The 13,603-nt window shown below is 63.6% G+C and carries 13 protein-coding genes and 3 pseudogenes; 9 read left to right on the top strand and 7 right to left on the bottom strand.

What is annotated here, in order from left to right; genetic code table 11:
• Nucleotides 1–230: 230 nt before the first annotated feature.
• The 4 genes and pseudogenes from AC1DNF_RS34640 to AC1DNF_RS34625 all read right to left on the bottom strand — a co-directional run.
• Nucleotides 231–605, bottom strand: a complete 375-nt coding sequence (locus AC1DNF_RS34640) for a hypothetical protein (RefSeq protein WP_478153339.1) — start codon at nucleotides 603–605, stop codon at nucleotides 231–233.
• A gap of 105 nt (nucleotides 606–710) precedes the next feature.
• Nucleotides 711–902: pseudogene (locus tag AC1DNF_RS34635) on the bottom strand (IS3 family transposase); the annotation flags it as partial.
• 12 nt (nucleotides 903–914) lie between these two features.
• A complete protein-coding gene (locus AC1DNF_RS34630; RefSeq protein WP_478153337.1) occupies nucleotides 915–1,976 on the bottom strand; it encodes an IS110 family RNA-guided transposase in 1,062 nt (353 codons plus the stop codon).
• Between the two features lie 219 nt (nucleotides 1,977–2,195).
• Nucleotides 2,196–3,184: pseudogene (locus AC1DNF_RS34625) on the bottom strand (IS3 family transposase); the annotation flags it as partial.
• A 286-nt stretch (nucleotides 3,185–3,470) separates the two neighbouring features.
• Between AC1DNF_RS34625 and AC1DNF_RS34620 the strand changes: the two are divergent.
• A pseudogene (locus AC1DNF_RS34620) lies at nucleotides 3,471–3,626 on the top strand (ISL3 family transposase); the annotation flags it as partial.
• Nucleotides 3,627–3,686: 60 nt separating this feature from the next.
• Here AC1DNF_RS34620 and AC1DNF_RS34615 read toward each other — a convergent pair.
• From AC1DNF_RS34615 to AC1DNF_RS34605, 3 genes are read right to left on the bottom strand one after another with little or no spacing between them, the layout of a single operon-like run.
• Complete coding sequence (locus AC1DNF_RS34615; RefSeq protein WP_478153335.1) at nucleotides 3,687–4,325, bottom strand: Mom family adenine methylcarbamoylation protein; 639 nt, start codon at nucleotides 4,323–4,325, stop codon at nucleotides 3,687–3,689.
• Complete coding sequence (locus tag AC1DNF_RS34610) at nucleotides 4,234–4,902, bottom strand: fumarylacetoacetate hydrolase family protein (protein WP_478153333.1); 669 nt, start codon at nucleotides 4,900–4,902, stop codon at nucleotides 4,234–4,236. The genes AC1DNF_RS34615 and AC1DNF_RS34610 overlap by 92 nt, the downstream gene beginning before the upstream one ends.
• Entirely contained in the window at nucleotides 4,899–5,411 is a 513-nt protein-coding gene (locus AC1DNF_RS34605) for a bacteriohemerythrin (protein ID WP_478153331.1), read from the bottom strand. The genes AC1DNF_RS34610 and AC1DNF_RS34605 overlap by 4 nt, the downstream gene beginning before the upstream one ends.
• A 268-nt stretch (nucleotides 5,412–5,679) precedes the next feature.
• On the opposite strand from AC1DNF_RS34605, the gene AC1DNF_RS34600 reads away from it, so the two are divergent.
• The 8 genes from AC1DNF_RS34600 to AC1DNF_RS34565 all read left to right on the top strand — a co-directional run.
• Complete coding sequence (locus AC1DNF_RS34600) at nucleotides 5,680–7,695, top strand: ABC transporter ATP-binding protein (RefSeq protein ID WP_478153329.1); 2,016 nt, start codon at nucleotides 5,680–5,682, stop codon at nucleotides 7,693–7,695.
• Nucleotides 7,696–7,704: 9 nt separating this feature from the next.
• A complete protein-coding gene (locus AC1DNF_RS34595; RefSeq protein WP_478153328.1) occupies nucleotides 7,705–8,658 on the top strand; it encodes an ABC transporter permease in 954 nt (317 codons plus the stop codon).
• Between the two features lie 10 nt (nucleotides 8,659–8,668).
• On the top strand, nucleotides 8,669–9,598 hold the full coding sequence (locus AC1DNF_RS34590) for an ABC transporter permease (protein WP_478153327.1): 930 nt from the start codon (nucleotides 8,669–8,671) through the stop codon (nucleotides 9,596–9,598).
• Between the two features lie 60 nt (nucleotides 9,599–9,658).
• Nucleotides 9,659–10,873 (top strand): Rieske 2Fe-2S domain-containing protein, encoded by a 1,215-nt coding sequence (locus AC1DNF_RS34585; RefSeq protein ID WP_478153325.1) that lies wholly within the window; start codon nucleotides 9,659–9,661, stop codon nucleotides 10,871–10,873.
• Nucleotides 10,874–10,888: 15 nt separating this feature from the next.
• Nucleotides 10,889–11,185 carry a 2Fe-2S iron-sulfur cluster binding domain-containing protein gene (locus tag AC1DNF_RS34580; RefSeq protein ID WP_478153324.1) on the top strand — a complete coding sequence of 99 codons (297 nt, stop codon included), beginning with the start codon at nucleotides 10,889–10,891 and terminating at the stop codon, nucleotides 11,183–11,185.
• Nucleotides 11,186–11,240: 55 nt separating this feature from the next.
• Entirely contained in the window at nucleotides 11,241–12,230 is a 990-nt protein-coding gene (locus AC1DNF_RS34575; RefSeq protein WP_478153322.1) for an amidohydrolase family protein, read from the top strand.
• Between the two features lie 102 nt (nucleotides 12,231–12,332).
• On the top strand, nucleotides 12,333–13,334 hold the full coding sequence (locus AC1DNF_RS34570; protein ID WP_478153320.1) for a DODA-type extradiol aromatic ring-opening family dioxygenase: 1,002 nt from the start codon (nucleotides 12,333–12,335) through the stop codon (nucleotides 13,332–13,334).
• A 23-nt stretch (nucleotides 13,335–13,357) separates the two neighbouring features.
• A partial coding sequence (locus tag AC1DNF_RS34565; RefSeq protein WP_478153318.1) for a Rieske 2Fe-2S domain-containing protein occupies nucleotides 13,358–13,603 on the top strand: 246 nt, incomplete at its 3' end.

The following is a 13,603-nucleotide window of genomic DNA, read 5'->3' as shown; positions in this document are numbered from 1 at the left end:
CAGCTCGGCTTCGGCGCGTTCGATGGCTTGTAGTTCTTGGGAGTTTCGGTTCATTGCGAACCAAGATACAGACCGGACCGCAAACGCGCTAGGTTGAACGGAGGTCGAGCGGAAGCGGAAGCGATCCCTCACCGTCTTGGCGCCGCATCTTGGTCAGAAAGCGTCGGCGAAGCGATCGGTCGTCCCTCGCCGTTGCAGAATGAGAACTTAGGTCAATACCGAACAAGTAGTCAGACGTCGAACGCTCGTCGGTAATCCCTTGGATCAACGAGGATGATCTTCTCGAATGAGTGCTGGAGGGTCGGCATGACCTCGCGACGAAAGATCTCGCGGTCTTCCTCTTCCATCGCATAGTCGATGTGATCGACCAGCAGTAGCCACCACCTACTGTACTTCTTGCGATATGGCGCGATCTTTCGTTCCTTCTCCTCAACGCAAAGACGGAGGTTTCGCTCCACCTCGCCCATTAGCCAACCTCCGGAATCGTTGTCGCTGCTGGCGCCGAGAACGAAGAATGATTCGTGATCCTTGCCGGATCGAAGAAGCTCAACGGCAAAGCGTGGCGTGAGTCGTATGGTCGTTTGGCGGCGCTCTGGATCAAGCATGAATGCACGCAAGGCTGAGTCCAACAGCGGCCGAAGTGTTCTCCACCGCTCGAGGGGACGGCCGAAGTCGATGCATGACCCTGCCCCGTTTCCACGTACAGCAAGTCATGCAGCCGAGAGGCTGCGCTCCATTGTGACCGGGGCGAGGTATCCGATGGCTGTGTGCATGCGCACGCGGTTGTAGAAGCCCTCGATCCAGTCCACGATGTCCAGGCGAGCCTGCGCCCGAGTGTCGTAGCGTACCTGGTAGATCCTCTCGACTTTCAACGTCTTGAAGAAGCTCTCCATGGCCGCGTTGACGCTCCTATGTCAAGCAGGACGCATTGAATCTTTCAAGTCGGCCAGGATCAGGGGGTACAGCTCGCGAACTATGTAGCGTTTGAGGCAGCGGTGGATTTCCTTCTTCGAGAGACCCTCGCCGGTGCGTCTCAGGACGTATTCGCGCGTGCGTGCGTCGCTGCGCATCCGAACCATGGCAATGGTCCACAGTGCGTTATTCGCCTGCCGTTGACCACCGCGATTCAATCGATGGCGACATACCTTCCCTGAGGATGCTTCGAGGGGGCCGACCCCGCACAGAGCAGCAAGAGCGGCTTCGTTGCGTAGTCTTGTAGGATTGTCTCCAGCCGTGACGAGCAGGGTCGCCGCGGTCTGAGGTCCGACGCCGAAGCGGGCGAGTAGCCGAGGGGCTGCCAGCTTCGTTAGGCGCGTGAGCTCCTTGTCGAGGACGCGAAGTTCATCGTGCAGCGCGATCCACCGCTTTGCCAATAACTGCAGTGTCGTCTTCAAGCTGGTCACGACAGGGCTGGCATCGTCCAGATGCAGCTTCGCACAGGCGGCAACACAATGCTCCGGCTTGACCTTGAGGGCCACATCGCGAATGAATGACGGTGCGCTTACCAGCAGTGCTCGAAGTTGATTCATGGCTTGGGTCTTGGCCTTGACGGCGCTGCGACGGGCCACGCTCAACGTACGTAGAGCCTCTGCCAGGCCGCTCTGGGCCTTGGGGATGCATCTCGCATCGTCTGCCAGCACGGTGCGCGCTGCACTTTCTGCATCGGTCGGATCGTTCTTGCCGCGGCTGCGTCGACGGGAACGGTCTGGCCGATTCACCTCGATGACCGCGATGCCGCGCGTTTCGAGGTAGCGCGTCAGTCCGGAGCCGTAGGATCCGGTCCCCTCCACTCCCGCCCGAAGCAATACGCCGAAGCCTTGGGCCCAAGTGAGCAACTGCTCGTAGCCATCGGGATTCGTCGCGATCGCAAGAGTCCCTTGCACGCGGCCAATCGTATCGACGACGACGCCGACATGAACGTCGAGATGCGTGTCTACGCCGAGAATTACCTCCGCTTGACTTTCAACCTTTTCCATGAATCTTCCTTCAGCCAACAAAGTTTTGGCGTCACCAAACCATGCCGAAGGACAGGACACTCACGGTGCAGGACAAGGCTCCTATCAGGTCACTCGCAGCAGGCTCGGCATTGCCGAGATGAGCACTGCATTCCGACCGACAGGTCAACGCAAAGGCAGGACACCAATCCCAGCACGGGTCAGACCGAAAGCAGCGCTCAGATCGATCCTAAATTGAGTGTCCCAGCAGTCTGCCTTCCTGCTCATCGACATCGTGATGGCGAAGTCCGCCGCGAGGCGGCGGTACTCGTGGCTTGCATATTGACTTCCACGATCTGTATGTACAAGCAGCCCTGGACCGGGCTTTCGCTGCCAGTAGGCCGATCTCAGTGCCGCACAGACCAGCTTCGCATCGATTGCATCGGACATCGACCAGCCCACGATCCGGCGGCTCGCCAGGTCCATCACCACGGCCAGGTACAGCCAGCCCTCGTCGGTTGCGACATACGTGATGTCGGCCACCCAGGCCCGGTTGGGCTGCCAGCCATCGAAGCGACGATCCAGGAGGTTGGGTGCCACCGGCAAGCGATGCCTTGAGTCGGTAGTGGCCACCCAAGGCCGCCGATACACCGGACGCAGCCCTTGACGCTTGAGGCTTCGGCGCACCCGCTCAGTGCTCACGAGCTCGCCCTGCTGGCGGAGTTGCTGCGTGATGCGCGGTCGACCATAACTACCTCGACTGTCGCGGTGTACGGCCTGCACCTTGGCATCCAGATCCTTGTTTGCCAGGGCCCGCGTGCTGGGCGCTCGCACGCGCCATTGGCAGTATCCCGTGCGGGACACCGACAGAACTCGGCACAGCCGGCTGACGGTGTATTCGTCGCGATGATTCTCGATCCAAGCGTACTTCATCGCGACCCCTTGGCAAAGTACGCCGTCGCTTTTCGAAGGATTTCCACATCCAGCTTCGCATCAGCGAGTTCCTTGCGAAGTCGGCTGTTCTCCGCTTCCAATTCCGTCACCGGTCGACGAAGCGGCTGCGCTGTGGCCGTCTCTGGCGCCGACCCCACGTCCACTGGCCTGCGCTTGCGCGACCAGTTGCTCAACGTCGCTGAGGGAATCCCAAGCCTCCGCGCAGCCTCATGGCCGCCCACCGAATCCGACAGCCTGATGGCTTCGATTTTGAACTCGTCCGTGTACTGCCGCTTCGGCAATTTGCCATCTCTCATTTCATTTTCTCCGTACTCCAGAAGTTACCAACTTCTTGCTGTACGTGAAATCGAGGCAGGGTCAGCACGCGTACCAGCACTCACCTGCCAGAGAAGGGCCAAGAGAAGGTAGGTGCCTCCTAAGGCGTTGCCAGAGCGGGATCCACAACTGCTCAAGCCCTTCGTAGGTTCCGTCCGACCATTCGTGGTTTTGATTGAGGCGCCGCACTTCGACCGCGACACTGCCGCCGACCAAGAAATCCGGCGGAACATTGCGGTCTGGCTCGTAGTGGACAGGACCTATTGCAAGGGCTTCCTCGAGGCCATCAACGGCCTGTTCCAGGCTGCCAAGCGTCGCGCACGCGGCTTCGTGCGCCTGTCCACCATCAAGACCGTCATCTTCCTGATCGCGGGAAAGCTCGACTTTCATGCGATCAACCCGCATGCCCCGCAACCCACTTGAAATTCAACAGAGCCTAATTAGCACATGGTACGCGCGGACCGAACCGTTGAGCGGGGGGCGTCAAATGTTCCAGGTGAATGCGTGATTCCCCGGATGACGCATCGGCTTGAGCCAGAGTTCGTGCTTCAGGCGGCCGATGTACGCGACTCCTTCCTCATGCGGCTGGCGCCGCGGCGCTCCAAGTGCTGCGAGGCGCTCCATCGCGTAGCGCTCCCCGGTCTCCGAGTTGCGAACCTTCGAGAGCAGTCGATCTGCCAGGCTGGCCCCGTTGGCTGCCAGCCACAATGTGCGCGCGCTCGATAGGCCGCGATACGCCGCATTGGTTGCCTTGTAGATCGTGCCCACGTGGCCACGCTTCACGAGGACGCCGGCTTCGTCGCGTCGTTCAATGGGGTCGGAATAGGCGACGACGCCGCGCACCGTCGGCAGGGCCTCACGCAGGAGTCTCTTCATGCGAGTAAGTGCCCAGCTCTCGGCGTTGGCCGCTAGGCTCTCCTCAAGAACAAAGCGGCCGAGCTCAACACCCTGCGACGCATCAAGATCCTGGAAGTACGCGGGGATCACTCTTTGGTTCATCGGAACGCTGAAGACGCCAACCCCCGCGAGCCTAGCCTTCTGAAACGGCGCCTTCACGAAGACGCCGGCGCGGAAGCGCGCAGCGGGATAGCTGCCCGAATAGTGGTGCGTCACCCACCTCATCGGCTGTAGTGATCCGGGGACCTACCGGGCAGAAGCTGTCGTACGCCTTGCGGAACACGCGCTCTTCGCGGCCGCGCACTGTCATGTCCAGCAGGCAGGCGTAGCCGAAAACGTAGTCCTCCCAGTCGTTGCGCGCGATGCTCCGGCCCTGCTTGCCGATCACCACGGCCAATTCGGACTCGTGATGTACCTCGCGCCCGGGTACCAGGGGCAGAACCAGTGGCTCGGATGGCCCTGAGAGGGACGAGTTTGGCTTCAGGAAAAAGCCTTGTTGCCTTGCCCGGTAGTTCGTCTGCAACTCCTGCCCGTGGCTGTGGTAGTTCACAGGGTAGGCGATCACCTTGTTGGGCCAGGGCACCGGGGTCAGCAGCTGGACGGAGCTCAGTGCAATGCGACGCAGGCCCGGGAGGGCCTGCGTGATCGCGGGCTGAAGCGACGAGAAGCTTGCGATCAATGAGGTGGCGCCGACAGGCGGCCACTGCTGCGGGTCGCATCCGATCACGTCGGTGATGTCGACGAAGTGCTGCTCGTCGAGCACGACGCCGAGCCGTCCTTCGTTGAACCGCGCGATTTTCATTGGGCCATCCCGTTCGGCATCGTCTTCCCTTCATGTAGCGGACCCTGGGCCGAACTCGACACGTTGCGACGCAGCACGACAGGCTTGCCACCGAGCGTCCGTTGGGCCACCCAATGCGCGAGCGCCGAATCCAGGTGCTGCGCGTGGGCCGGAAACCAGTTGGCCAGCTCATCGGCAAGCCTGCGGCCGACCGCGATGGCGCCCGGCGCGTTGGCGGCGATCAGTTCGCGCACTTCTTCAACCGACTGCATCACCGCGCGATGTTCGGCGACGTGGCAATCGCCCTTGGGGTACTCGGAGTCGGCCATCCAGCGGTCCTCGCCCGCGAAATGGGACTGCGCGTGGACGTGGAATTCATCGAGGTGTGCGGCGAAGTGCTCGTCGGGGCAGGTCTGCAATGCGCACACCGTCGCGACGAACTCGCGGTGCTCGTGGTCCATCGGCGCGTAGCCGGTCAGAAGTGTGTCGCTCCACGAGAGAGGGGGCGAAGAGTCGGTGGTGCTGTTCATGTCACAAGAGTCTCGCAGGTGCTGCTAAAGGCCGAGTTACCGCACGGGTGGCGCGCGCTGACCGAGGGTTAACGCGGGGAACGTGGCTCGATCGCAGGTCAGTATACTTGCCAAAGATGAAGCGTGACTCAATAATGTTGTCATGGGCAAAAACGCAGTGCGATACGATCATGAAGAAATGCAGGAAGCAATCTTGAGAGCATCAGAAACGAGTCTGGCGTCGTCGAGCGGTGCAGCATCCCCGCACCTGCGGTCAAATGATCCGGACATGTTGAATGTCCGGGATCTGACCGTCGAGTTCTCGGATGACGGCCGCTCCTTCAGCGTCGTGAAGAAACTCACGCTTGCGGTCCGAAAGGGCGAGATCGTCGCCGTGGTTGGGGAATCAGGTTCCGGCAAGTCGGTCAGCGCGCTGTCGATCCTGGGCCTGTTGCCGGGGGCGGCGCGGGTCACGCAGGGATGCATCGAGCTGGATGGATCCCAACTCCTGGGGCTCGATGAGCCCTCGCTCAGGGCGCTGCGGGGTCGCCGGATCGGCATGATCTTCCAGGACCCGATGACGGCGCTGAATCCCGTGATGACGATCGGCTCGCAGCTGATCGAGCCGCTGCGGATTCACCTGGCCATGACCACCGAGCAGGCGCGCGCTCGCGCCGTCGAGCTCCTGGGGCTGGTCGGTATTCCTGATGCGCCAGCCCGGCTGGACCAGTACCCCCACCAGTTCTCCGGCGGCATGCGTCAGCGCGTGATGATCGCGATCGGGTTGGCATGCGGCCCCGAGCTGTTGATCGCCGACGAGCCGACCACTGCGCTGGACGTCACGATCCAGGCGCAGATCCTGGATCTGATGCAGGACCTGTGCAAACGGCTGGGCGTGGCGCTGGTCATCATCACGCACAACCTGGGGCTGGTGGCGCGCTATGCGGATCGCGTGCTGATCATGTATGCCGGCCAGTTGGTGGAGCAGGGCGACGCCCGCGTGGTTTTCGCCGAGCCGCGCCATCTCTACACCGCCGGACTGCTGGCCTCGGTACCCCGGCTCAGCGGTGCGCTGTCGCAGCGGCTGGAAGCCATCGAGGGCTTGCCTCCCAATCCGCGGAACGTCCCCGCAGGATGTTCATTCGCACCTCGTTGCCCGCACGCCATTGCGCAATGCGGTGGGGTCATGACGATGGTGCGCACCGACGTGGGTTCAATGTCGGCGTGCGTGCGGGCCGGCGACCTTGCCGACGGCGTCATCCAGTGGCAGGCGCAGGCCGCCGCGCAGTTGCCTGGCCGCACGCAGCAGCCGGTGGCGCCCGCGGACGCGGATGACACCCCCCTCATCCGCGTCGAAAACCTCGAGAAGACCTACTCGATCCGCACGGGGATGTTCGGCAGGAAAGTGGACATCCAGGCGGTGCGCGACGTCAACTTCACCATCGGGCGCCAGGAAGCGCTCGGCCTCGTGGGCGAGTCGGGCTGCGGCAAATCGACGTTGGGCAAGCTGCTGCTGCGGCTGGAGGAGCCCACGGCAGGGCGCATCCTTTTCCAGGACCAGGACATCACGCATCTGGGCGACAACGACCTGCGTTCGTTCCGCCGCCAGTGCCAGGTTGTTTTCCAGGATCCGTATGCGTCGTTGAATCCTCACCAGCGCATCGGCGAGATCGTTGCAGAGCCGCTGCGTGTTCACAAGATCGCGCGCAGCCGCAACGATGCCGACCAGATGGCGGCGCAGCTGCTGCTCGACGTGGGTCTTCGCACGGATCTCTTCGACCGCTTCCCGCACCAGCTCTCGGGTGGACAGCGGCAGCGCGTGGGCATCGCGCGCGCGCTGGCGATGAAGCCTTCTTTCGTCATCTGCGACGAGGCCGTGTCTGCGCTGGACGTGTCGGTGCAGGCGCAAGTGCTGAACCTGCTGGGCGATCTCCAGGAGCGGCTGCAGCTGTCCTACCTCTTTATCGGCCATGACCTGGCCGTGGTTCGCCAGATCGCGACCCGCGTGATGGTCATGTACCTGGGGCGGGTCGTCGAAGTCGCGGATTGCGGCGAGTTCTATGCCAACCCACTGCATCCCTACACGCAGGCTCTCCTGGCCGCGGCGCCCAGCCCGGATCCGGAGCGCGAGCGGTCCTACAAGACCATTCCGCTGCGAGGCGAGCCGCCCAGCCCGTCCTCGCCCCCATCGGGTTGCGCCTTCCGCACCCGGTGTCCGGTGGCGATCGCCGAGTGCGCTGGCGAGCTGCCGCAGTTGCGCGAAATCAAGCCGGGACATCAGGTCGCCTGCTTGCGGTTTCAGTAAGGCTTGCGCATGACCCAATTCCTGCTCCGTAGACTTCTTCAGTTCGTGGTCACGCTCCTGGGCGTCGCAACGCTGATTTTCTTCATGCTGCGCGTCCTGCCGGGTGATCCGGTGGAGTTCAAGTACACCCATTCGGGAGGAACAATTTCCAGCGAGGCGCTGGCCCGGGAGCGCGCACGCTTCGGCTTGGACAAGCCGGTGTCCGGGCAATACATCTCCTGGATCAGCGGTCTTGCCCGGGGTGATCTCGGCGTGTCGTTGTGGAGCGAGAAGCCGATCACGCAGGAGATCTCCAGCCGTCTCGGCGTGACGATCCAGATCGCCTTCCTCGCGATGGTGATCGGATCGCTGCTCGCACTGCCGCTCGGTGTCACCGCGGCACTCGCGCGCGGAACGTGGCTGGACCAGCTGATACGGGTGCTCACGGTGACGGGGTTGTCCGTGCCGGGCTTCTGGCTCGGGATGCTCGTGCTGTTGTCGCTGCTCTCCCTGTTCGGCTGGATTCCATCCATCGAGGCAGCGAGCTTCACGAGGCAGCCGATGGAGTACCTGGCGCAGCTGGTTTTCCCCGCGCTGGTGGTGGGTTGGCGCTTGTCGTCGGTGAACGCGCGACTGCTCCGCTCGTCCCTGCTCGAAATCCTGGGCGAGGACTACATCCGAACCGCGCGCTCCAAGGGCGTGTCGCCGCGCAAGGTGGTCTGGCGCCATGCACTGTCCAACGCATTGCTTCCGGTGGTGACGGTGATGGGCATCGAGTTCGCCGGTTTGCTGGGCGGCCTGGTCGTGACCGAGCAGGTCTTCAACATCAACGGGATCGGCAGGCTGCTGATCCAGGCCGTGAACGTCAACGACCTGGCCCTGCTGCAAGGGCTCGTGATGCTGTTCGCCCTCATCTATGTGTTGACCAATTTCGTGGTGGACGTGCTCTGCGCCTTCCTCGACCCCCGCATCCGTTTCCATTGAACCGTCCGCGATGAACTCCCAATTGCAGCAATCCACCGTGCCGGCCGGACACGCCGGAGCCACCCACATCATTCCGAAAGGGCTTTGGGTGCAGGCGGTCATGCGGTTCGCACGCAACCAGCCGCTCGGCCTGCTTGCGCTGCTCGGCATCCTGGCCATGCTGCTGCTGGGCACCTTTGCCGCGCAGGTGGCGCCCTACGATCCACTCGAAACCCGATTCGACGCCTTGCTGCAGGCGCCCAGCGCCGCGCACTGGATGGGGACGGACGGCTACGGGCGGGACGTGCTGTCCCGCGTGCTGTATGGCACCCGCCCGGCGCTGCTGCTGGGCATCAGCACCGCGCTGCTCGGGTCCATCGTGGGCGGTCTCATCGGCGTCACGTCCGCTTATTTCGGCGGGCGGGTGGATACGGTGATCCAGCGCGGCACCGAGATCTTCCAGTCGGTGCCGCTGATCGTCGCAGCGACGGTGATGGTCGCGGTGCTCGGCCGCAACGAGGTCCGCGGCATCGACATCAACCTGCTGCTCGCCATCGCGTTGCCCTATGTGCCGGTCATGGCTCGCGTGATGCGCGGCGCAGCGCTGACGGTTCGCGCCAGTCCGTACATCGATGCGGCCAAGGCCCTGGGCTTCTCGCATGCCCGCGTGATCCGGTGCCACATGCTGCCGGCCCTGTTGTCTCCCTGGCTGGTGATGGTCAGCGCATTCACCGCGCAGACCATCCTGCTCGAGGCGTCTCTTTCCTTCCTGGGGCTGGGCGTGGCCGAGCCGGCGCCGGCATGGGGCCTGATGTTGTCGGGCGTGAGCATCGAGGTCTTCTCGACGGCACCCTGGGTCATTCTGTTTCCCGGCCTGGCCATCAGCCTGACGGTGTTTTCCTTCAGCCTCCTGGGCGATGCCTTGCGCGACGCCATGGACCCGAAGGCCATGCGCCGCTGACGGCCGCGGCGTGCTTCACCGGACACCACTGCCACCCATATTTCCTACGGATTTCCTCTCATGCTGACCAAAGAAGACAACGAACTGCTGACCCGTGTATCCAACGGCGCGCCCATGGGCTGCATGATCAGGCAGCACTGGTGGATCCCGGCCGCGCTGTCCCAGATGCTGGAAGCCGACGGCAAGCCCGAGCGCGTGCGCCTGTTCGGAGAGAACTACGTCGCCTTCCGCGCGACGAACGGGCGGGTCGGCTTCTTCGACGAAGCCTGCCCGCACCGCGGCGCGTCGATGGCCCTGGCGCGCAATGAAGACAACGCGCTGCGCTGCATCTACCACGGCTGGAAGTTCTCGGTCGACGGCGTCACCGTCGCAGTACCCACCCAGCCGCAGAACGAGGCTGAGTACTGCAAGCACGTGCCGCTCAAGCACTACCCGGTGCGCGAGGAGGCCGGCATCGTGTGGGTGTGGCTGGGCGAGGGCGACACGCCGCCGAAGTTCCAGGACTTCCCGTTCACCGGCCTTCCGTCCGCGAACGTGTCCGCCTTTCGCCAGCGCATCAAGTGCAACTGGCTGCAGGGTGTCGAGACGACGATGGATTCCGCGCACCTGGGCGTGCTGCACCAGAGCTGGCTGGTGAGCGACATCGCCAATGCGTCGGTCAACCAGGCGCCGGTCTACCAGATCGAGCAAAAGCCCTATGGCTTCCGCTACGCGTCGATCCGTGAGCTGCCCGACGGCAAGTCCTACGTGCGCGCCAACTCGTTCGTGATGCCGTGGTTCGGCGTCATCGCGCCGCGCACCGCCAACGAGAAGACGCGCGCCGGCATGTTCTTCTCCGTGCCCATCGACGACGAAAACATCTGGTACTGGCACATCACCTACGTGCTCGACGGCCCGGTCCCCTACGACCCGTACTGGTGCCCCAGCACCCCGAACTCTTGGCCGCCCGCGGCGCCTGGCGGCCCGGACGACAACTGGGGCCAGGACCGCGACGCAATGCGCCAGGGCCACTTCACCGGGTTCCTGCAGGCGCTGGGCACGGAGGACTTCGCCATCCTCGAGAGCCAGGGTCCGATCGTCGACCGGAGCAAAGAATACCTGGGCGCCGGCGACGGTGCGGTGGTGCAGGTGCGCCGGTGCCTGCTCACGGCCGTGCGCGACTTCATGCAGGGCAAGCTGCCGACCTTTGCAAGGCACGACGACATCGACTACCGCACGGTTCGTCCGATTGCCGAGGTCTTCGACGGAGAGGCCAAGTGGCGCGAAATGCTGTGATGTGGTGCGCGCTGCATGAGCGACGTCCCAGCAGCTCTCCCGCGCCGTCCGCTTCGGGTCGTGCTCGCCCGGTCGGCGCTCAGCCTCGACGTGCCCGCCGGGCGTTCGATCCTCGACATCGTGCTCGACGCCCGAGTGCATGTCCGCCATGCCTGCCACACGGGCCACTGTGGCGCCTGCGAAGTCAGGGTGCTCGATGGACTGCCGGAGCATCTCGATCCGGTGTACCGGCATACGTCGCGGCCCCCGCGCGACCGCATGAAGTTGTGCGTGTCACGCGCACTCACTCCCGAGCTGACGTTGGACCTTTGAGAGCCCCGTCGACGATTTCCCCATCCGTTTTCCGCAAATTCAACAGGAGAAGTTAATGCCACTCATCATCGATTCCCACGCCCACGTGGTGATCCCCAAGGAGAGTTACCAGTTCATGGGCGAGCTGGTGTCGAGCCGTGCCAACCCGGTGCGCAAGCCGACGCTGGTCGAGGCGTCGGTGCGCGCGGCCGGCCAGTCGATCATCGACATCATGGACCGCGTCGGCACGGACATCCAGTTCCTGTCGCCGCGCCCGTACATGCAGATGCACTCGATCAAGCCGGCCAAGGTGACGGCCATGTGGACCGCCCACATGAACGACCTGGTTTTCGAGACGGTCAAGATGTTCCCCAAGCGCTTCCGCGCCGTGGCCGGGCTGCCGCAGTACCGCGACGAGAGCCCCGTCAACTGCTTCAAGGAACTGGACTTCCGTGTCAAGGAGCAAGGCTTCATCGGCTGCCTGCTGAACCCCGATCCCACCGAGGGCGACGGCGCGCCGCCTCCCGGACTGGGCGACCCGTTCTGGTTCCCGCTGTACGAGAAGCTGTGCGAACTCGACATCCCTGCGCTGATTCACTCGGCCGGCAGCTGCCAGCCGCGCGAGAGCTACACGCTGAAGTTCATCAACGAGGAAAGCATCGGGATCATCTCGCTCCTGAACTCGGACGTGTTCGAGCGCTTCCCCAACCTGAAGCTGATCTTCCCGCACGGCGGCGGCGCCATTCCTTATCACATGGGCCGCTTCSGGGCTTGGGCCGTGCGCCGCGGCGAGAGCTTCGACGACAAGCTCAAGCGACTGAACTTCGACACCTGCACCTACGACCAGGACGCGATCGAACTCCTGATCAAGAAGGTGGGCGCCGATCGCGTGCTGTTCGGCACCGAGAAGCCGGGAACGGGCAGTGCCAAGAGCCCCGAGACCGGCCTGGACCTGGACGACCTGAAGCCCGTGATCGAGAACATCTCCTTCCTGTCCGAGAAGGATCGCGAAAACATTTTCGAGTGCAACTGCACGCGCCTTTATTCGCGCTTCAAGAAGGACTGACCTCCAGGGGCGAGCGGCCCGACCCGGGCCGTTCACATCGAAAAGAGCCGTCCTCGGCTCTTTTCTTTCGCACAACGCATCATTGAGAAAGCGCATTCACCCATGGCAAAGACTGTTCTGGGCATAGCCACCGCGCACACGCCCTTGCTGGCATTGACCGGCGACGAGTGGAAGCATCGCGCCGCGGCCGACTACGCGAACACCCGCCTGAACCTGTCGGACGGCCGCTTCGTGAACTACGAGGAACTGCTCGCCGAAGTCGGGCCCCGCTACGAAGACGTGGTCACGCCGGAAGTGCTCATGGAGAAGTCCAGGCAGTGCCAGGCCGCGCTCGACCGGCTTGCCGACGCGCTGGAAGACGCCAACCCGGACGTTGTGGTGATCATCGGCGACGATCAGGCCGAGCTTTTTGGACCGGCCAATCAACCCGCGGTCGCCATGTACCACGGTCGTGACGTTCTCATGATGGACAAGCTGCAGGATCCGGCCACGCCGGACTGGCTGCGTACGGTGCGTCACGGCTACCTGATGGACAAGGTCCACAGCGTGCCGGGAGCCCCTGAATTCGCGCTCGAACTGATTGCCGGCATGGTCGATCGAAACATCGACATGGCGGTGTCCGACCGGGTGGACGACCCGCTGAAGGCCGGCTTCGGCCATGCGTACGGTTTCATCGTCAAGCGGCTGTTCCGCAACCGGACGATCCCGATCGTTCCCATTATGCTCAACACCTATTTCCCGCCCAACGTGCCGAGCGCATCGCGCTGCCACGACATGGGCCGGGCACTGGCCGAGGCCATCGAATCGAGCAAGCTCGATCTGCGGGTGGCGGTCGTTGCATCGGGCGGTCTGAGTCACTTTGTCGTGGACGAGGAGCGCGACCGTGGTGCGTTGGCTGCCATCGAGTCCGGCGACCATGCCGCGCTGCGCAGCATTCCGCGTGGCGCATTGAACTCGGGCTCCTCGGAAATCCTGAACTGGGTCATGGCGGCGGGCGCGCTCGAAAAATTGCCCGTACGTTCCGTCGAGTACTACCCCTTGCAACGTACGCCGGCCGGCACCGGTGTCGGCGCAGGCTTCGTCATGTGGAGCGCCGCCGACTGACCGCGGCACTTTGGGAACCGATCATGTTGACTAGAGAAGAAAACGAGCTGCTGACCCGCGTCTCCAACGGTGCGCCCATGGGGCGGATGATCAAGCAGCACTGGTGGATCCCTGCGGCGTTGTCCGAAACGCTGGAGGCCGACGGCAAGCCGGAGCGCGTGCGGCTGTTCGGAGAGAACTACGTGGCCTTCCGGGCGACGAACGGGCGGGTTGGATTCTTCGACGAGGCGTGCCCGCACCGGGGTGCTTCGATGGCCCTGGCGCGCAAT

Source organism: Variovorax sp. 01T432 (genome assembly GCF_056398605.1).
The sequence above is the reverse complement of the archived record's forward strand: the minus strand, read 5'-3'. Positions and strand labels throughout refer to the sequence as shown.